Origin of the sequence: Rhizobium sophorae, assembly GCF_013087515.1 — a bacterium.
In the GTDB taxonomy this organism is placed as follows: Bacteria; Pseudomonadota; Alphaproteobacteria; order Rhizobiales; family Rhizobiaceae; genus Rhizobium; species Rhizobium sophorae.
Genome location: NZ_JABFCN010000030.1, coordinates 152,225 through 171,767, shown reverse-complemented (window position 1 = coordinate 171,767; position 19,543 = coordinate 152,225). Strand labels below are relative to the sequence as shown.

General features: G+C 61.9%; 17 protein-coding genes. 8 read left to right on the top strand and 9 right to left on the bottom strand.

The features are described 5' to 3' along the window. Window positions 1-3: 3 nt before the first annotated feature. A complete protein-coding gene (locus G9X64_RS18115) occupies window positions 4-498 on the top strand; it encodes a hypothetical protein (RefSeq protein ID WP_206735345.1) in 495 nt (164 codons plus the stop codon). 6 nt (window positions 499-504) lie between these two features. Here G9X64_RS18115 and G9X64_RS18110 read toward each other — a convergent pair whose 3' ends face one another. Continuing rightward, window positions 505-1,218, bottom strand: coding sequence for a hypothetical protein (locus G9X64_RS18110; RefSeq protein WP_168315397.1), 714 nt, complete (start codon window positions 1,216-1,218; stop codon window positions 505-507). 232 nt (window positions 1,219-1,450) lie between these two features. Here G9X64_RS18110 and G9X64_RS18105 point away from each other — a divergent pair, with 232 nt between their 5' ends. After that, complete coding sequence (locus G9X64_RS18105) at window positions 1,451-1,963, top strand: MgtC/SapB family protein (RefSeq protein WP_168308571.1); 513 nt, start codon at window positions 1,451-1,453, stop codon at window positions 1,961-1,963. Between the two features lie 57 nt (window positions 1,964-2,020). On the opposite strand, the gene G9X64_RS18100 is transcribed toward G9X64_RS18105, so the two are convergent. Then, the gene (locus G9X64_RS18100; RefSeq protein WP_168308572.1) at window positions 2,021-2,197 is read right to left on the bottom strand and encodes a hypothetical protein; all 177 of its coding nucleotides are present in this window, start codon (window positions 2,195-2,197) and stop codon (window positions 2,021-2,023) included. Window positions 2,198-2,253: 56 nt separating this feature from the next. Beyond that, window positions 2,254-2,484: a hypothetical protein gene (locus G9X64_RS18095; RefSeq protein WP_168308573.1), complete on the bottom strand. Its 231-nt coding sequence runs from the start codon at window positions 2,482-2,484 to the stop codon at window positions 2,254-2,256. Between the two features lie 344 nt (window positions 2,485-2,828). On the opposite strand from G9X64_RS18095, the gene G9X64_RS18090 reads away from it, so the two are divergent. Continuing rightward, window positions 2,829-3,920: a DUF475 domain-containing protein gene (locus G9X64_RS18090; protein ID WP_168308574.1), complete on the top strand. Its 1,092-nt coding sequence runs from the start codon at window positions 2,829-2,831 to the stop codon at window positions 3,918-3,920. Between the two features lie 100 nt (window positions 3,921-4,020). Here the strand turns inward: G9X64_RS18090 and G9X64_RS18085 are convergent, their stop codons facing one another. The 4 genes from G9X64_RS18085 to G9X64_RS18070 form a co-directional block, all read right to left on the bottom strand. Then, on the bottom strand, window positions 4,021-4,191 hold the full coding sequence (locus G9X64_RS18085; RefSeq protein ID WP_168308575.1) for a hypothetical protein: 171 nt from the start codon (window positions 4,189-4,191) through the stop codon (window positions 4,021-4,023). A 169-nt stretch (window positions 4,192-4,360) separates the two neighbouring features. Next, entirely contained in the window at window positions 4,361-5,878 is a 1,518-nt protein-coding gene (locus G9X64_RS18080; protein WP_168308576.1) for a tripartite tricarboxylate transporter permease, read from the bottom strand. A gap of 88 nt (window positions 5,879-5,966) precedes the next feature. Continuing rightward, entirely contained in the window at window positions 5,967-6,458 is a 492-nt protein-coding gene (locus G9X64_RS18075; protein WP_168308577.1) for a tripartite tricarboxylate transporter TctB family protein, read from the bottom strand. Further along, window positions 6,455-7,399, bottom strand: a complete 945-nt coding sequence (locus tag G9X64_RS18070) for a Bug family tripartite tricarboxylate transporter substrate binding protein (RefSeq protein WP_168308578.1) — start codon at window positions 7,397-7,399, stop codon at window positions 6,455-6,457. Before G9X64_RS18070 ends, G9X64_RS18075 begins: the two co-directional genes overlap by 4 nt. A gap of 481 nt (window positions 7,400-7,880) precedes the next feature. Between G9X64_RS18070 and G9X64_RS18065 the strand changes: the two genes are divergently transcribed. Further along, a complete protein-coding gene (locus tag G9X64_RS18065) occupies window positions 7,881-9,494 on the top strand; it encodes a right-handed parallel beta-helix repeat-containing protein (protein ID WP_168308579.1) in 1,614 nt (537 codons plus the stop codon). A gap of 5 nt (window positions 9,495-9,499) precedes the next feature. Here the strand turns inward: G9X64_RS18065 and G9X64_RS18060 are convergent, their stop codons facing one another. Together G9X64_RS18060 and G9X64_RS18055 are read right to left on the bottom strand one after the other, a co-directional pair. Then, a complete protein-coding gene (locus G9X64_RS18060) occupies window positions 9,500-10,546 on the bottom strand; it encodes an ABC transporter substrate-binding protein (RefSeq protein ID WP_168308653.1) in 1,047 nt (348 codons plus the stop codon). Window positions 10,547-10,610: 64 nt separating this feature from the next. Then, complete coding sequence (locus G9X64_RS18055; protein ID WP_171377114.1) at window positions 10,611-11,480, bottom strand: ornithine carbamoyltransferase; 870 nt, start codon at window positions 11,478-11,480, stop codon at window positions 10,611-10,613. Between the two features lie 429 nt (window positions 11,481-11,909). Here G9X64_RS18055 and G9X64_RS18050 point away from each other — a divergent pair, with 429 nt between their 5' ends. The 4 genes from G9X64_RS18050 to G9X64_RS18035 all read left to right on the top strand — a co-directional run bounded on the left by G9X64_RS18050 (window position 11,910) and on the right by G9X64_RS18035 (window position 19,519). Beyond that, entirely contained in the window at window positions 11,910-13,778 is a 1,869-nt protein-coding gene (locus G9X64_RS18050) for an adenylate/guanylate cyclase domain-containing protein (RefSeq protein WP_171377113.1), read from the top strand. A 198-nt stretch (window positions 13,779-13,976) separates the two neighbouring features. Further along, the gene (locus G9X64_RS18045; RefSeq protein ID WP_168308582.1) at window positions 13,977-14,654 is read left to right on the top strand and encodes a response regulator; all 678 of its coding nucleotides are present in this window, start codon (window positions 13,977-13,979) and stop codon (window positions 14,652-14,654) included. Continuing rightward, complete coding sequence (locus tag G9X64_RS18040) at window positions 14,651-16,033, top strand: sensor histidine kinase (protein ID WP_171377112.1); 1,383 nt, start codon at window positions 14,651-14,653, stop codon at window positions 16,031-16,033. The genes G9X64_RS18045 and G9X64_RS18040 overlap by 4 nt, the downstream gene beginning before the upstream one ends. 159 nt (window positions 16,034-16,192) lie before the next feature. Beyond that, entirely contained in the window at window positions 16,193-19,519 is a 3,327-nt protein-coding gene (locus G9X64_RS18035) for a transglutaminase family protein (protein ID WP_168308584.1), read from the top strand. The last annotated feature ends 24 nt before the right edge of the window (window positions 19,520-19,543 follow it).

The following is a 19,543-nucleotide window of genomic DNA, read 5'->3' as shown; positions in this document are numbered from 1 at the left end:
GAAATGAAGTTATCCGCGTTAGCCGCTGCCGCCCTTTTTTCCGCCGTCCTCGCCTTGCCGGCCTCTGCCGCGCCGGCCGCGCCCGCCGAGACCTTTCCTGGTGCTCCCGGCGTCATTACGCTTTCAGGCAAATGCGCCAAGCTCGTCGTCGCCAAATTCGACGCCACCAAGGGCTGCAGGAATGAGCTTGCCAGTGTCACGCTGGCCAATGGCGTGGTGACCTTCATCTTCACCTCGGATGGCAAGGCGCTGGGCTTCCAGGGCGATGGCAGCGGCATCAAGCCTGCCTCCAATGGCAACGCCCGCCTGCCGCTCAGCCTCGTCACAACGGGTGTAGGCAACAAGATGACCGGAGAGGTCAAGGTCGCCGGTTTCTGCACCTTCGGCAATCCCTATGCCGGCAAGCCGATCGCGATCGAATGCACCGCCGAAAGCAAGGACTCCTCGTTTACCGGCAGCTTCCGCACCGGCGGCAAGCTGGTGAAGAAGGGTAAGTAGCCGTCCTCAGGCGCACCAGGCATTGCCGGCGGCCCCTGGCTTGCGTGCTAGGCCCTCATTGATCAGCTGCGCGCCGAAAGAGCGCCCGTTGCGCGAGACGACGCGCGGCGCGCCAGAGGGCTCGGCCTTGCCCGCCGCATTCATGACGAAGGGTCCGGCGTTCAGAAGCGCCAGCAGCCGCGACTTGGCGGCAAAAGCCACCCGGCGCTCGCCGTCACAGCGCGCCTGGTCGACCACCGGGCTTGCCATGTCGGCAATTACGATCTTCTCGCCTTTGTACCAGAAGACGCCACCGTCGCCGACGCAATTGATATGAGCGCCCTGCCCGCAATAGCCGAAGGCGACTGTCCCGGTTTCCGAAACGGCAGCGGGGGCCGGCGACGGCGCCGCCTTTATCGGCTGGATCATCGGCGTCGGGATCGCGGCCGGCGGCAGCGGCTGCGGCACTGCGACTTTCGGCGTGGGTGCGGCCAGCGCCACCTGCTTCGGCGGCGCGTCCTTCCTGACGACAGGCCTCGGCTCCGCAGTTTCCCGTGTGATCGGCGTCGATTGCCTTGCAAGCATCGGCTGGATGCTCTTCCAATGGTCGTGGGCGACGATGCCCCCGATCGCGGCAATGCCGATCACCGCCCAGGGCAGCAATCCGCCACCACTGCTGCGCGCTTTGCTCTTTCCTCTCGCCGGCGCCTTGCGGCGGCCGCGTGTCGCTGTCTTGGCCATCTGTCCGATTCCCGTGAGGCCGGGATTATCGCTGCCTAATCCTTTCCGAAAGGTTGGCACGGCGGCAGGATGATGCTTGGTTCGCCGAACTTTCCCTCCAATGACATGAACGCGCCGGCGCGCACCGGAGAGGCCAACGGGACTGCCAAAACGCACGAGGGAAAAAAGCTGAACAAATTCCGCGCTCAGACGTTAGCCAGCGAAAAACTCCGTCTGTTCTGGGGGAAAATTCATGGATCTTATTATGGCCGACATAATACCGGAGTCGCGTATCCACTATCCCGTCATTTTCGCCCGCCTCTTCGGCGCCATCGTCTTCGGCGGGCTGATCGGCTTCGAGCGTGAGGCACGCGACCGCCCGGCGGGCTTCCGCACCCATATTCTGATCAGTCTTGCCGCTGCCCTCTTCGCCATCATCTCGATCGAGGCAGTGCACATGCCGGGTTTCACCGATGACGAACAGGTGCGCATCGATCCGTTGCGCGTGATCGAAGCCGTGACCGCCGGCGTCGCCTTTCTTGCCGCCGGCATGATCGTCTTTGCAAGAGGTCGGGTGCACGGTCTGACGACGGGCGCCGGCATGTGGCTCTCAGGCGCGATCGGCCTCGCCATGGGCTTCGGCTATTGGCCGATCGCTTTCTTCACGACGCTCGTCGCCATCTGCGTACTCTTCGCCTTCGGTAAACTCGAACAGCGGTTCGGCTTTAATTCCGGACAGCGTGTCGATCGCGATGAACACAAATAGAAAAATAGAGCGCCCGGCATCATGCCGGGCGCTCGTGTCAGCGTGATTGTCTGTTGGTCATTCGGAGCGTGCGGCCGAAGGATTGTCTTTTCCAACCGATGCCGTGCCGCCGACGGAGGAGAGCGGCTTCTGGCGTTTGCCTATATCGATACGCTCGTCCGCCGCCTCGCGTACGGCCTGCCATTCATTTTCGTGCCGGATGAAGATCTCGCGGGGCACAAAGTTGATCGTCATATGTTTCTCACCCTGCTTCAAATCTACCGTCAGCGCGGGAGGCTTCCGGAACATCGTTATTTCTTGGTCTCTGCATTGCCTTTGATGTCGGGACCACCCCTGGAAAGATCGGCGCCGGTAACATGGGCCGGCACGTGAATGTCGTGGTAGACGCCGGGCGTCAGCGTCAGGTCAACATGATGCGGCGGCAGCACCTGCGCCTTCTGCATGCGGTTTGGCTTCGTCCGCTTCATGCGGTCCGATGCCTCCGTGCGTTTGTCAGGAATGTGGGTCGAGGTGTGCATCATCGGCCTCCTTCAAGCTCAACCAACGTCTAACGGGCGAGGGCGTCGTATAGTTCCCGGAAAATTGCGGATTTCAGTGTCGCAATTGGCCTTGACTGGTTTGGGAAGTTCATTACCTAGGGCCTATCCCGCAGCCTTCCAGACATCGGCTTCGGGGAACATTGGTGCCGGGCCCCTCTGGCGAGAGTTTTACGGCGCTCTCGTGATGTCGGTACCGCCTGCAGCTCAGCCGGCGGATTTTCATAGATGAAAAAGCTCACCATGCCTTATCCGCATGCCCATTATGGCATGCCGCGTTTTTCCCTCTTCACCCTCTCCACGAAAGTTTGCGGCTGCGAGGTGCGGCCATGAACCAGACCGGCACCGACAAATCCTCGCTCAGCTATTTTCGCTGGGCTTTCATCGTCACTGCCCTCGGCCTCGTTCTCGGCGGCGTGCTCGGATGGCAGACTACAGGCACGATCGGCGGCATGGCGACCGTCTTCTTCATCTGTGCCGTGCTCGCGGTGCTGGAGATTTCGCTCTCCTTCGACAATGCCATCGTCAATGCCAACAAGCTGAAGGAGATGACGCCGGTTTGGCAGAAACGCTTCCTCACCTGGGGCATCATCATCGCCGTCTTCGGCATGCGCATCGTCTTCCCGCTGGCGATCGTCGCGATCGCGGCACGGATCGGCCCCTGGGACGCTCTGGTGCTCGCCGCCCGCGAACCCGAGGAATATGCCCGGATCATGAACGATGCGCATCTGCCAATTGCAGCCTTCGGCGGCACCTTCCTGATGATGGTCGGCCTCAGCTATTTCTTCGATCACGAGAAGAAAGTCCATTGGCTCCGCGGCCTGGAAAAGGTGATGGCGCGCTCGGCCACCATCAGGGGAATCGAGATCGCCTTCGTGCTGGCACTGATGCTTGTGTTCTCCTGGTTGATCGGTGGCGAGGAAGCCAGTGTCTTCGTCCATTGCGCCATCTACGGCCTGCTCACCTTCCTCGCGGTCGAGGTTGTCGGTGAGCTGCTCGATGCGTCGCAGCAGACGATGAGTGCTGCCGCCAAGGGCGGCCTCGGCGCCTTCATCTATCTGGAGGTGCTGGATGCCAGCTTCTCCTTCGACGGCGTCATCGGCGCCTTCGCCTTGACGCAGAACCTCTTCGTCATCGCGATCGGTCTCGGCATCGGCGCCATGTATGTGCGCTCGATGACGATCATGCTGGTCGAGAAGGGAACGCTCGCCGAGTACCGCTACCTGGAACATGGCGCCTTCTACGCCATCTTGATCCTCTCGGTGATCATGTATGCGCAGACCTTGGTGCACATTCCCGAGGTAATCACCGGCCTCGGCGGCGCGGTCTTGATCGGTCTGTCGCTCTGGTCGTCCATTCGCCATAACAGGCGCGAACGGGTGGAAGATCAAGGCACCCGGCAGGAGGAACTTCACGCCTGAGGCTGATCACGGCGCGCCGCGCTGCGACATCCATCCCGACAAAATAAAGCCCGCGACCATCCGGTTGCGGGCTATTTCATTCATGCATTGCTTAAACGTATTAGCGGGTGACTTGACCGAAGGAGGTCGGGTCGATGCCAAGTTCCTTGAGGTCGTTGGCGCGCGGGCGGCGGCCGGCTTCAACGGCAGCACTGACGGCATTTGCGGCACCAAGCACGGCGAATGCGCGACCAAAGAAGCCTGTACGGACTGAATTGCGGATGGCGGACATTGTCCTTTTCCTCTTGCTCTGATTGACCACTTATAGATGGCATCGCGCATACACCGCCACAATGCTCAGAAAATCACCTCAGCCATGCAAAAACAGGAGGCCGGCGCATGTCTCCATGGCCGGCCTCGAGAGAGGGGGTGGGTCGTCTTTTTCTTCTAGCCTTCTTGTTCTAGTCTTCGTTTGCCGCCAGCTGCGACAACACCTGTCCCCTGCCGCGCAGCCGCAGGATCAGCGGAATGAAGAAGGCGGCGGCTGCAACAATGAGCAGGCCCGCCGCGATCGGCGACATCACCAGCGTCGTGACGTCGCCTTGGCTGATCGCCAGCGCCCGACGCAGCTGCTGTTCGGCAAGCGGCCCGAGGATCAGGCCGACGACGGTAGGCGCGATCGGATAGCCGAAGAGCCGCATCACATAGCCGAGCAAGCCAAAAGTGAGCAGCATGCCGAGCTCGAACACGGATGGATTGGCACCGATCGTCCCAAGCGTCGCAAACAGCAGAATGCCGGCATAGAGCCACGGCTTTGGAATGGTCAGTAACCGCACCCAGAGCCCGATCATTGGCAGGTTCAGCACCAAAAGCATCGCATTGGCGATGAGCAGGCTGGCGATCAGCCCCCAGACGAGCTGCGGATTGGTGGCAAACAGCAGCGGCCCCGGCTGCAGCCCGTATTGCTGGAAACCTGCAAGCATGATCGCCGCCGTCGCCGTCGTCGGCAGGCCGAGTGTCAGAAGCGGCACCAGCGTACCGGCGGCCGATGCGTTATTCGCCGCCTCGGGACCGGCCACGCCTTCGATCGCGCCATGGCCGAACTCTTCCGGGTTTTTCGCCAGCCGCTTTTCGGTCGCATAGGAGAGGAAAGTGCCGATTTCGGCGCCGCCCGCCGGCATCGCGCCGATCGGGAAGCCGATCAAGGTACCGCGCAGCCAAGGCTTCCACGAGCGCGCCCAATCCTCAGCGGTCATCCAGAGCGAACCCTTGACCGCCTCGACCTTCTCGGCGATCCGGTTGCCCTGCGCGGCGATATAAAGCGTCTCGCCGATCGCAAACATCGCCACCGCAAGCGTCGTCACCTCGACACCGTCCAGCAGATCGGGGATGCCGAAGGAAAGCCTGGCCTGCCCTGTCTGCTGGTCTATGCCGACCATGGCGAGAGCAAAACCGATAAACAGCGACGTCAGCCCTCTCAATGCCGAATCGCCGAAGGCCGAGGAGACGGTGACGAAGGCAAGTACCATCAGCGCGAAATATTCGCGCGGCCCGAAGACCAGCGCCAGCTTGACGATATAGGGAGCGATGAAGGCAAGCCCGAGCGTCGCGATCAGGCCGGCGACGAAGGAGCCGATCGCCGCTGTCGCCAACGCCGGTCCGCCGCGCCCGGCGCGCGCCATCTTGTTGCCCTCGAGCGCGGTGACGATCGAGGCGCTTTCACCCGGCGTGTTGAGCAGGATCGAGGTCGTCGAACCGCCATACATGCCGCCGTAATAGATGCCGGCGAACATGATCAGCGAGCCGCCGGGATCGAGCTTGTAGGTGACCGGCAACAGCAGCGCCACGGTGAGTGCCGGGCCGATGCCGGGAAGCACGCCGACGGCGGTGCCGAGCGTCACGCCGACCAGCGCATAAACCAGGTTCATCGGCTGCATCGCAACCAGGATACCCTGCCATAGGAATTCGAATGTGCTCATCTTGGTGTCCCAAGCGGCGTTCCCGACCATCCGATTTCGGGGTCAGGCGCCGCGCAAAATCAAAAGAGCTGACAGCGCGTTCGCGCGGTCAGAAGAACAGATGTTCGAGCGGGCCGGCCGGCAGCGTCAGTTGCAGCAGCTGCGAGAAGATCGCCCAGACGACGAAGCTGAGGACGATGCCAAACGGCAGCGAGATCCAGAGCTTGCGTTTGCCGAAGCCGCGTGCCGTCAGCGCGAAGAGGATGCCGGTCGCGATCGAGAAGCCGGCGACGCGCAGGAGCAGCATCTGGCCGGCAAGACCAGCGACGATCCAGATGACGGGTGCGACTTCCTGCCGGTCACGTTCCGGAAAATCGCCGCGCCAAGCTTCGAAGGCGGTCCAGATCCCGAGACAGAAGAGGCCGAATGCCACCATTTGAGGCGCTGTCGCCGGACCGATGCGGTCGTACTGCGCAATCGTTTTCAGATGCAAGGCATCCCAGGCCATCACGCCGGCGACGGCGAAGAGGAAAACGGCAATGATGAACGCCGCCCAATCAGGGCGGCGTTCGGTTGCCGAGGAGGTGTTATCCTCGCTCATTGAACAAGTCCGATATCTTTGAGAATGCCTTCAGTGGCGGCGACATCCTTTTCGAGCTGCGCCTTGAAGGCATCGCCGGACAGATAGGTGTCGGCCCAGCCCTTGGTCTTCAGCGTTTCCTGCCAGGTGGCGGAGCTATGCAGCTTCTCGAAATCGGCGGTGACGCTTGCCACCTGCTCTGCCGACAGGCCGGGGGCAGCGGCGACCATGCGCCAGTTCTGGATGGTGACGTCGGTGCCGGCTTCCTTCAGTGTCGGGGCATCGACACCATCGATCCGCTTTTCGCTGGATACGGCGAGAAGACGGAGCGTGCCTGACTTCACCTGCGATTCGAACTCGCTATAGCTCGAGACGCCGGCCGTGACCTGGCCGCCGAGAATGGCGGCGAGCGCTTCACCGCCGCCGGAGAAGGCGACATAGTTGATCTTGGTCGGATCGACGCCGGAGGCCTTGGCGATCAGGCCGACGGTGATGTGGTCGGTGCCGCCGGCAGAGCCGCCGCCCCAGGAAACCGAGCCCGGATCCTTCTTCAGCGCCGCGACCAAATCGGCCATGGTTTTGATCTCGGACGCAGCAGGAACGACCACGGCCTCATATTCGCCGGTCAGACGGGCGATCGGCGTAACATCCTTGAGCGTGACCGGCGACTTGTTGGTGAGGATCGCGCCGACCATGACATAGCCGCCTACGATCAGCGAATTCGGGTTGCCGGCAGCCTGGCTGCTGAACTGCGCAAGGCCGATGGTGCCGCCGGCGCCTGGAACGTTCTGGACCTGCACGTTGCCGGAGATCTTCTCCTGCTGCAACGCGGTCTGCAGCGATCGGGCCGTCTGGTCCCAGCCGCCGCCGGGAGCGGCGGGCGCGATGATGGTGTAATCGGCCGCATAGGCCGGCAGCGCGATGGTCGCTGCAAGAAGGGTTGCGATGAACGTATGCTTCACGATCTGTCCTCCGTCGGCGGCTGAGCAAACCGCCTGCTGTTCTCTGGGAATCGGGAGGAATGGCCGGCCAGCGGACGCAAGCGTCCTGAATGACGAGCGGAATACCTCCCAAGGCTTCAGCTCTCCGCCTCCACGGAGAAGAAGTAGCCAAAGCGACCACAACAACCTGTCATTTAGCTGACATCGGCGAGATATCCAGAAGGACAGGACACTTTTTTGCCGTAATTGGCAGGCGCGGACTAAATCCGGTTCTCCGCTGCCGATGGCAAGTGCATTATCCGCCGCCGAAGTAAGGCTGCAGGGCTTCGTCTGACGAGACCCTCGGACCGGCTCGTCCTCCCTGCATTGCTCTCAAATAGCTATGGTTTAATCCCTTGCACGCGTGACCCTAAGTTAATTACATCTTGCTCAATCCAGGGTTTTGGTTCCCGCTATCTCGATTTCTGCAGACTTTATTTCACTGATACCCACAGGAAACGATATGTCGTACTGCCTGCACACAAATCCCGACCGGATTTACGACGACATGCAATCGCTGCGTCCCGGCGCAACGCTGACGCTGGAAGGCGGACGATACGCAACGCCGCTTGTCCTCTCCTCGGTTAGCGGTTCGCAGGAGCACCCGGTCGTGATCGGCGGCAACGGTGCCGTTATCGATGGCGGCGAACCCTACGAAGACTATCGCGAGAGCGCCAACCGCCTCTCCGCCGTGCAGGAAGCCAACGGCCGCTTCCCCGGCATTTACTACCTTGCCGACAACGCAGCGCTCGTGTTGCGGAATTGCCAGTGGGTCGTCATCGAGGATCTCAACTTCGAAGGCTGCTGGCCCACCGCGATCTATCTCGACAACTGCCAGCATATCACGCTTCGCCGCCTGCATATTCGCGGCAGCACGATCGCCATCGGCACGGCCGGACCTTACACCCGCCATCTGCTGATCGAAGAGTGCGACTGGATACAGGATCTGCAGTCTCACGGCGAGGCGGACCTTGCAGCAATCCGAAAGACCGGCGCGGTCAATGCCAGACTCGATCCCGGCGATTGCAGGCTCTGGCGAAAAATCTCATGGGCACAGGTGCACGGCAATATCGAAGACACCGAGAGCCGCGTGGACGTCGAAAAGGATGAGCGCGGTTTCGACGGCGACTTTTTCCGGGCATGGACCATCGCCGGCTATGTCGTCCTGCGCAACAACGTCATTCTCGACGCCTTCAACGGCATCCATTTCTTCAACGATGCCTCCGATTCCACGGCGGAGGATTTCTGCCGCAACATCGTCATCGAAAACAACTGGTTCGTCCGCATTCGTGACAACGCCATCGAGGCGGAAGACTATGCCTGGAACTGGACCGTAAACGGCAACAGGTTTGTCAACTGCTACATGCCTTTTTCGCTGGAGATGCGACGGTCCGGCTATTTCTACATCTACGGCAATCTCGGCTGGAATCAGCATCGGCCTGGCCCCGATGGCGACGACCGCAATTTCGGCCAGCTTTTCAAGTTTCCCAAACAGCACGAAGCCGTCGGCCCGCATTATGCCTTCAACAATTCATGGATGCTGAGAGGTCCGATCAGCAAGCGCAACCGCCTCAGTCGGTTCCACCATCTGAACAACGCGATCGGCTATTACGGCACAGCAGGCCTGTCGACGCCGAAGGACTCCGCGCCTTTTGGTGCGAGTTGGCAGAACGTGCCGAAGCCGGGCCAGGGCGAAAATTCACTCGAAGGCAGATATTTCACCAAGCTTTGGCAAGAACTCGACATACGCTTCGATGGTGATCTGATCGATCACGAATATTTCCCCGACCTGCTGCGTCATGCGGGATATCCTATCGGCGTGGACGCAAATCCCGGCCCGGTCCCTTTCCGTTCGACCGCCTTCGGCAAGCCGGAAGAATTAAAGCTGACCGTGCAGGTTGCGGCAGTGCCTTTCCAGATGCAGCTTCCCGACGGACGCGAACAGTCCGTCGCCGGTGCGGACTATACCGTCGGCGCCTGGCAGGGCGAACGTCCCTTTACGATCGAAAAGCCGATGTTCTACGAATACTGGCTCTATCCGAGGCCTTGCGAAAAGGATGATCACGCTGAAAGCTGACGCCTTCACTGCGTCCGCAGAACCTCGTTCCAGTGCGCGATCAGCCGCGCCCGTTTCACCTGGTCGAGATAGACCATCAACCCAGGGCTGACCGGCACCGGCCGCAGTTGGGCGCCGAGCAGTTCCTGCAGCGTATTGGCGGTATTCTCCCCCGCCACCTCGGGGCTGACGGCCGGGATCTGCAGCTCGCGCGCCATGATCGTCTGCCCTTCCCTCGACATGAAGAAGGTGAGGTAACGCCGACCGAGCTCCGGCTCGGCGGCGGCCTGCGGCACCAGCCCGATCCGCGACATCACCACGGTATAATCCTTCGGCAGCACAATGCCGACATCGGGATAGCGCGAAGCCCAGTCGGCCGCATAGGAACCGAGAATATTGTAGCCGAGCACGAAGCGCCCATCGGCAACGCGTTCGAGGATCGCCGAACTCGTCGAATAGAGCTTGACGCCGGCAGCCCCCATCGCCCCGATCACCGACCAGATGTCGCCGAACTGCTCCTGGTCGCGCGCCATGAAAAGAAAGCCGACGCCGGAACGCTCGATGTCGTAGGTGCCGATCCGCCCATAGACCTCGTTGCCCTTGCGCTTCAGATAGTCGACGAATTCAGCCCGCGAACTCGGCACCGGCTCATGCGCGAAGCTCGGCTTGTGATAGACGAACACCGCCGGCTCGAAGGTGAGCGCATAGGCGGTGTTGCGCCAGTTCGCCCATTTCGGCCATGCAGCACTCATCGGCAGGTTGCTGACCTGTGCATATCCGTCGTTGGAAAGCTTCACCTGCAGATCCATCGCCGAGGAGAAGGCGAAATCCGCCGTCTTCTTGCCGGCATCCGTCTCCCGGACGATTCGGTCGTAGATGTCGCCGGTCAGCATATCCTCATATTTGACTGCGATATCGGGATTGGCGTCCTGGAAACCCCGGATCATCGGCTGCGCCAGGGGCTCGTCGAGCGAGGAATAAACCGTCAGCACCGGCGCATCGGCATTGCCCGACTTCGCAGGATAGAAGGCCTGATCGGCTAGCGCGAAGCCCGGCCAGAACGCCAGTAGCAAGATGAAAACTGTCCTCATGCAGCAACAATGCCTGAGCGCGCCGGGAGGAGCAAGGGCGCCGGATCTAGGCGATGACCCACTCCATCAGCGCATTTTGCGCATGCAACAGAAAGGCCTTAGCGGCGCGGCTTCGGCAGAGCGGATGCTCCATAGCCTCGGCCGTCACCTCCTCACCGCGCCGAACCGGCGGGCATGGCAGGAAGATCGCACCCTCCCGCAACCGATCGAGCAGATCGGTCCCGATCCGGTAGCCGGCGAGCGCGCCTCCGGCGACGTCATGCGGCCATGAATCGGTGATGACGATGTCGGCATCCAGTAACTCGCCCATATCGGTGCCCACGCGAAAATGCCTGTTGAGCAGCGCGGCGCCACTTATATGCCAGCGTTCGGGAAAGACCTGCACCACCTCGATCGGCAATGCGATCGACGCCTCAGCCCAGGAGCGCAGGATATTTGCGTCCGCTGCCACGCCAACGACCTTCAACCCGTCGATCGAGCCGCGCCGGCTGTTGATATAGGCAAGGTCGCCGAGCGTCTCGCAAGGGTGGTTGGAGCTTGTGCGCGCATTGATGACAGGCACCGGCGAGGCTGCCGCCACCGCCTTCAATGTCGAAAGCTCCTTCGTGCGGATCACCAGCATGTCGAACCAATTGCCGAGATAACCCGAGAGATCGCCGGTTTCTTCCCTGGCATCGAAACCGATCGGCACATGCACGCAGATACCACCCATCGCCTGGATGCCGAGATCGAAGGCGGTCGTATTGCGCCAGCCGCCGTCGTCGACAATCAGCGCGACGCGTTTGCCCGCAAGACTCTGCGGCATCGCACGCCCCTCCCAGGCCTTGGCGAGTTCACCGGCGCGAGTGATAATCGAGCGTAGCCCGGCCTCCGGAATGTCATGAAACTCCAGAAAATTCCGGGCCGAACCTGTCATTCAAATCCCCGCCAAGCATGAAACGTCGCCACAATACCCTTGGCTGGCCTCATGGCAATCGCCGAAGCAACCGCGAATCACATTTCATACCGCGCTGGATACTCTCGCGTTTCGTCTCCCAGCCATGCCCCTGGGTCCGGCTCAAGCCTTAAATCGATCGGCGATCGGTTTTATGATGCCGACGGAAGTGTCGGCCACAGCAGAACACTTCGTTTTCTCCGATGTGAATTGTCTTTTCATCACAAAGGATTAGGGATTGGCTCCGTCCTTCACCCGTTTAGAGTATTGATGAAGATCGACGACGTTATATGGTCGCGCTGCCGTGTTAAAAACGTCGATACCGCCCGAATTTATTATTCGGGGGACGACTCTACGCGACAAAAACTCTATAAAAAGCTAGACTAAACTGGGAAGATCCATGGAGGGGTCATGGAACGACGACTGAGCGCTATTCTCGCTGCGGATGTCGTTGGCTACAGCCGACTGATGGGCATCGATGAATCCGGCACGTTGCAGGCGCTGAACCGCCATCGCTGCGAGTTGGTCGACATTCGTATTTCGGATTACAAGGGCCGGATCGTCAAACTCACCGGCGACGGCATCCTTGCCGAATTCCAGAGCGTGGTGAATGCAGTCGCCTGCGCCGCCGAAATCCAGCGTAGTATGGCGGCCCGTAACGAGAACGTGCCCAAGGACGAGCGCGTCGAATTCCGCATCGGCATCAATCTCGGCGACGTCGTGGTCGAGAATGGCGATATATTCGGAGATGGCGTCAATCTCGCCGCCAGACTCGAGCGTATCGCAGCGCCGGGCGGCATCGCCGTGTCCGCCTCGGTGCGCGATCAGGTCGGCTCGCGCCTCAATCTCGGCTTCGAATTTATCGGCGAACATACGCTGAAGAACATCAGACAGCCCGTGCAGGTCTATACCGTCACCCTGACACCGCCCTCCTCGGCGAAATTGGTCGCGCAGAACCGCAATACCTGCTTCATCGCGGTGCTGCCCTTCACCAATATGAGCGGCGACGCCGACCAGGACTATTTCTCCGACGGCATCACCGAAGACATCATCACCGATCTCTCCAAGATCTCCAGCTTGCACGTCGTGCCGCGCAATACGATCTTCACCTACAAGGGCATATCGGTAAAGGTGAAGCGGCTCGCCCAGGAGCTTGGCGTGCGCTACGTGCTCGAGGGAAGTGTGCGCATCGTCGGCAATCGCGTGCGCATTTCCGGCCAGCTGATCGACACCGCGAACGGCGACCATCTTTGGGCCGAGCGGTACGACCGCGACATGACCGACATCTTCGCCATCCAGGACGAGATCACCCATGCGATCGTCGGCCAATTGAAGGTGCGTCTGCTGCCGGAAGAGAAGAAGGCGATCGCCAACGAGCCGACCGCCAATGTCGAGGCCTATACCTATTATCTCAGGGGCCGCCAGCTCTCCCACACCTGGACCAAATCCTATCTGCAACTCGCAAGGCGCATGTTCTGCAAGGCGGTCGAACTCGATCCGGATTATGCCCGCGCCTATGCCGGCATCGCCGATTGCGACGCGGCGATCCGCGATTGGGCACCTGACGACGTGCCGCTGAGGCGCATCCTCGACATGAGCGCTCGCGCCCTGGAGCTCGATCCTGACCTTCCCGAAGCCCACGCCTCCCATGGTCTCGCCCTGCATCAGAGCGGCTATGACGATAGGGCGGCGGCGGCCTTCGAACGCGCCCTGGCGCTCGATCCGAACCTCTTCGAGGCGAATTTCCACTATGCCCGGTTCTTCTTCATGCACGGCAACTTCGCCGAATCCGTGCAATATTTCACCCGTGCCGCCGCAATCCGCTCTGATGACTACGTCTCGCCGATCCATCTGATGTCCGCCTACCGCTCGCTCGGCCGGGTGGTGGATACGCAAAACTGGGCGCGCCTCGGCCTGCTGCGCGCCGAACGCGCCCTCAACCTCAATCCGGAAAATTCCGGCCCCGCCCATCGCGGCGCGCTGGCGCTTGCCCATATGGGCGACGCGGCAAGAGCACGCGACTGGGCGGCCCGTGCGATCGCCATCGATCCCGACGACATCGTCGCGCAGTATAATCTCGCCTGCGTCTACTCCGTCCTCGGCGACGTCGACCAGGCGATCGATCTGCTGGAGAAGCTGCTGCCGAACAGCTCCGTCTATCATATCAAATGGTTCGACAATGATTCCGATCTCGACAACATCCGCGACGATCCCCGCTTCCGGAAGCTGCTCACCGCCGCAATGATGCAGCGCGAACGGATCGAAAGGACCGGGAGCTGAGGTCGAACCTTTATCGGCCGTTCACTGGCGCATCGGCCCGAAAATCGGAATCGATTTTCGGAAAGCACGATGCGTAGATTCAAAGTGTTACAGCGTCCTTTGCGCGTCTGAAGGACGCGCGGCGCTGTAAGCTTGAAAATCGCTGTGACATCCCTGCTTCATCTCTGTAATCTCCCTTGAAAAACAGGGGAAACATCCGTGCGCATCCTGCTCACCGAAGACAATATCGCACTGGCCGACGGCCTGTCGGCGATCTTGCGCGGCACGGGCCATGCCGTCGATGTCGTCCATGATGGGGCGTCTGCCAATGCGGTCATCGCTGCGGAAAATTTCGATCTGGTAATCCTCGACCTCAACCTGCCAGAGATGGACGGGCTCGACGTGCTGCGCGCCATGCGCGCCCGGCAGAACCAGGCGGCCGTCCTCATCCTGACCGCACGCGGCACGCCGGAAGAGCGGGTGAAGGGGCTCGATCTCGGCGCCGACGATTATCTGATCAAGCCCTTCGATATCGCCGAATTCGAAGCCCGCGTGCGCGTGCTGCTGCGCCGCCAGGCCGGGCTGCGCTCGGCGACCGTCGGCTTCGGCGGCATCTCCTTCGATCTCAATTCCCGCACCTTTTCATCAGGCGCCACGCCGCTCGATATTCCCGCCCGCGAGCTCGGCCTGCTCGAAATCCTCTTCATGCGGGCCGGCAAGGTCGTCGCAAAGGAGGCGATCATTCAATCGCTGACGGCCTTCGACGACGACATTTCCACAAACGCCATCGAGCAATATGTCAGCCGCCTGCGAAAGCGCCTGTCGCCGCACGGCCTGACCGTCAAGACCGCCCGCGGCATCGGCTATTATCTCGACAAGCTGCCCGAGGCCTCATGAAAGCCGCCTATTCCCTCAGGCGTCGGCTGCTCTTCTGGTTGCTCGTCTCCACCGCCGTCATCGGCACGCTGGCACTCGCCGATACCTATCGCGAGGCGGTCCAGACCTCCAATATCGTCTCCGACCGCGTGCTCGCCGGTTCCGCGCTGGCGATCGCCGAGCGCGTCGTCGTCGCAGAGGACGGCACGCTGCAGGTCGATATCCCCTATGTCGCACTTGAGATGCTGACCTCGGCCGCGCAGGATCGCGTCTTCTACCGCGTCGACGGCCCGCCGGGTCAATTCATCACCGGCTACCAGTCCCTGCCGGTCCTGAAGAAGACACCGGGCGATGCCGCCGCCTTCGCCGACGATAGCTTCCGCGGGGAGCCGATCCGCATCGCTACACTCGAGCGCTCTGCCTCGACGGGCATCCGCTCCGTGCCTTTCGTGGTGACGGTCGCCGAAACCACCATCGCCCGCCGGCAGCTGGCGCAGGCAATCCTCGTCCGATCCGCACTCCGTCTCGCCTTCATGATCGCCGGTGCCGCCGTTATCGTCTGGATCTCGGTCACGGTGGCTCTGCGCCCGCTCTACAAGCTCGGCGACGCCATCGGCGAACGCAGCCCCGATGACCTGCATCCGATTAAGCAGACCGTGCCGAGCGAGGTCGAACCGCTGGTCGATACGGTAAATTCCTTCATGGTCCGCCTGCAATCGGCGCTGGATGCGCTCCGCCATTTCACCGGCAATGCCAGCCATCAGCTGCGCACGCCGCTGGCGATCATCCGCACCCAGCTCGCCCTTTCCGCCCGCGCCGGATCGCTTGACGAGGCGCAGGCGGCAGCACTGAAGGGCGACCAGGCGGTGGCGCATGCCGAACGCATTCTTGCCCAGCTTCTCCTGATGGCCAAGATCGACGCCGCCACTGCCAAGGAGGCGCTGACCGCTTCAGCCATCGATCTCGCCGCCATCGCCCAGGAAATCATCGGCGAGCAGATCCCGACGGCTGCCGTCGCCGGCATCGATCTCGGCTTCGAGGGCGAGAGCCCGGCAATGGTCCGCGCCGAGCCGCTGCTGATCGGTGAAATGCTGCGCAACCTTGCCGGCAATGCCATCGCCTATGCCGGCAAGGGAGCTGAGGTCACCGTCCGTATCATCGCCGTGTCAGAGACGGTCCGCCTCGAAGTCGAGGACAACGGCCCCGGCATTCCGCCCGAAAAGCTGGAGGCGGTGCGCCGGCGCTTTTCGCGCGGCAATGATTCTGGTGCGCCTGGCGCGGGCCTTGGCCTGCCGATTGTTGAAGAGATCGCCAATCTTTTCAATGCCGCACTGACGCTGGAGCCGGGTACGGACGGCAAGGGCCTGAAGGCGGCGGTTACCTTTGCCAAGGCGGCGTAAAAGCCTGCTGCAATTTAAAATGCGACAGCGTCCTTTGCGCATCTGAAAAGACGCGCGGCGCTGTAGACCTTTCCGCCTTGCTTTCTTTCGCTGCATTGCACACACTGATTTTCGGGAACAGCAAGCCGCACGACGATGCGAGCCGGATAAAAAGAGAATATGTCGATCAAAGCCAGCATCTATCATCTGACGCATTACACCTATGACAAGCCGGTTCGCCTCGGCCCACAGATCATCAGACTGAAACCTGCCTCGCATTCGAAGACGCGGGTGCTCAGCCACTCGCTGAAGGTCACGCCCTCCAACCATTTCGTCAACCTGCAGCAGGATCCATACGGCAACTACCTTGCCCGCTACGTCTTTCCGGATCCGGTGACGGAGTTCAAGATCGAGGTCGATCTCGTCGCCGACATGACGGTCTACAATCCCTTCGACTTCTTCGTCGAGGAAGAGGCAACCAAGTGGCCCTTCGGATATCCTGAAACGATTCAGGAGGATCTGTCGATCTACATGACGCCGGAGCCGGCCGGTCCGCGCCTCAAGGCGCTGCTGCCGACGCTCGACTGGTCGCCGGACCAGCCGACGGTGGATATGGTCGTCGGCCTGAATGCCCGCCTGCAGCGGCAGATCGGCTATGTCATCCGCATGGAAACCGGCGTGCAGACGCCGGAGGAAACGCTGGAAAGCGCCAAGGGCTCCTGCCGCGACACCAGCTGGCTGCTCGTCCAGATCCTTCGCCATCTCGGCCTCGCCGCCCGCTTCGTCTCCGGCTACCTCATTCAGCTGACGCCGGACCTGAAGGCGCTCGACGGCCCCTCCGGCACCGAAGTCGATTTCACAGACCTGCATGCCTGGGCGGAGGTCTATCTGCCCGGCGCCGGCTGGGTCGGCCTCGATCCGACTTCCGGCCTGCTGACCGGCGAAAGCCACATCCCGCTTGCCGCCACACCGCATTATCGCAACGCCGCTCCGATTTCCGGCGGTTATTTCGGCGAGGCCGAAACCGAATTCGCCTTCGACATGAAGGTCTCGCGCGTCGCCGAGCACCCGCGCATCACCAAGCCCTTTTCCGATGAAAGCTGGGAGGAGCTCAACGAACTTGGCGAGAAGGTCGATCGTGTCCTCGAAGCCGAGGACGTGCATCTGACGATGGGCGGCGAACCGACCTTCGTTTCGATCGACGATTTCCAGTCCGAGGAGTGGAACACCGCCGCGGTCGGCCCGACCAAGCGCGAAAAGGCCGACATCCTGATCCGCAAGCTGCAAGAACGTTTCGCCCCCGGCGGTTTCCTGCATTACGGCCAGGGCAAATGGTACCCGGGCGAAAGCCTGCCGCGCTGGACCTTCTCGCTCTATTGGCGCCGCGACGGCAAGCCGGTCTGGCAGAACCTCGATCTGGTCGCCGCCGAAGGCAAGGATACCGGCGTCACCGCCGAGGATGCCGAGAAGCTCCTGACGGCGATTGCAAAGGAACTGGCGATCAAGCCAGACATGGTGCAGCCGGCCTATGAAGATCCGGCCGACTGGATCATCAAGGAAGGCAACCTTCCCGAAAATGTCGATCCGGCGAATTCGAAGCTGAAGGATCCTGAGGAACGCAACCGCATCGCCCGCGTCTTCGCCCGCGGCCTGACCGTCGCGACAGGTTACGTCCTTCCGGTCCAGGCATGGAATGCCAAGGCAGCGGAAAGCCGAGTCTGGGTCAGCGAAAAATGGCGCACCCGCCGCGGCAAGATCTTCCTCGTCCCGGGCGACAGTCCGATCGGTTATCGCCTGCCGCTCGGCACGTTGCCCTATGTTCCCCCGGCGCGTTACCCCTATATCCACCCCGCCGATCCAACGATCCCGCGCGAACCGCTGCCTGATGTCTTCGTACCGGCCGGCCGGGCCATGCCGGAAGCCTCCTTTCATGCCGACGAGAGCAATCGCGGCCGGATCGAACAGACGCTCGGCGAGCTCCGCGGCGCCGTGCGTACCGCCATGTCGGTGGAGCCGCGCGACGGCAGGCTCTGCGTCTTCATGCCGCCGGTCGAACGCATCGAGGATTATCTGGAGCTGATCGCCGCTGCCGAAAACGCCGCCGCCGAGCTCAAGCTTCCCGTCCATATCGAAGGTTATCCGCCGCCGCAGGACGAGCGCATCAACGTCATCCGCGTCGCCCCGGATCCCGGCGTCATCGAGGTCAACATTCATCCGGCCTCGAACTGGAAGGACTGCGTCGACATCACCACGGCGATCTACGAGGAGGCCCGCGCCACCCGGCTCGGCGCCGACAAGTTCATGATCGACGGTCGCCATACCGGCACCGGCGGCGGCAACCATGTCGTCGTGGGCGCGGCCAATCCGAACAACAGCCCCTTCCTGCGCCGTCCCGATCTCTTAAAGAGCGTCGTCCTCCACTGGCAGCGCCATCCCTCGCTCTCCTACCTCTTCTCCGGCATGTTCATCGGCCCGACCAGCCAGGCGCCGCGCATCGACGAGGCTCGCCACGACAGCCTCTACGAGCTGGAGATCGCCATGGCGCAGATTGCCGCCCCCGGCAGCAGTCAGCAGCCGCTGCCCTGGCTCGTCGATAGACTGTTCCGCAACCTTTTGACCGATGTCACCGGCAACACCCACCGCGCCGAGATCTGCATCGACAAGCTGTTCTCGCCCGACGGCCCGACCGGACGGCTCGGCCTCATCGAGTTCCGTGGCTTCGAGATGCCGCCGAACGCGCGCATGTCGCTCGCCCAGCAACTGCTGGTGCGCGCGCTGATCGCCCGCTTCTGGGTCAATCCCGTCGACGGCAAATTCGTCCGCTGGGGCACGACCCTGCACGACCGTTTCATGCTGCCGCATTTCGTTTGGGCCGACTTCCTCGACGTGCTTGCCGACCTTCGCCAAAACGGCTTCGACGTCAGCCCGGAATGGTTCAAGGCCCAGCTCGAATTCCGCTTCCCCTTCTGCGGCGAAGTCGAATATGAGGGCTCGAAGCTGGAACTGCGCCAGGCGCTGGAGCCATGGCATGTGATGGGCGAGGAAGGCGCGCCAGGCGGCACCGTCCGCTACGTCGACAGCTCTGTCGAGCGCCTTCAAGTGCGGCTCGAAACCAGCAATACCGCGCGTTACACCGTCACCTGCAATGGCCGCACCCTGCCGTTGACGCCGACCGGCACGGCTGGCGTGTCGGTCGCCGGCGTCCGCTACAAGGCATGGCAGCCATCCTCCGGTCTGCATCCCGTTCTGCCGATCAACACGCCTTTGACTTTTGACATTTATGATACATGGTCGAAGCGTTCGATCGGCGGCTGCATCTATCATGTTGCCCATCCGGGCGGCCGGACCTATGACACCTTCCCGGTCAACGGCAACGAGGCGGAAGCAAGGCGGCTCGCCCGCTTCGAGCCGTGGGGACATACGGCGGGTGGTTATATCCCCCGCGCCGAGACGGGTTCGCTTGAATTCCCGCTGACGCTGGATCTGCGGCGGCCCGCCGGAATTTAAGGCCGAAGGTTAGGGCCGGGGGTT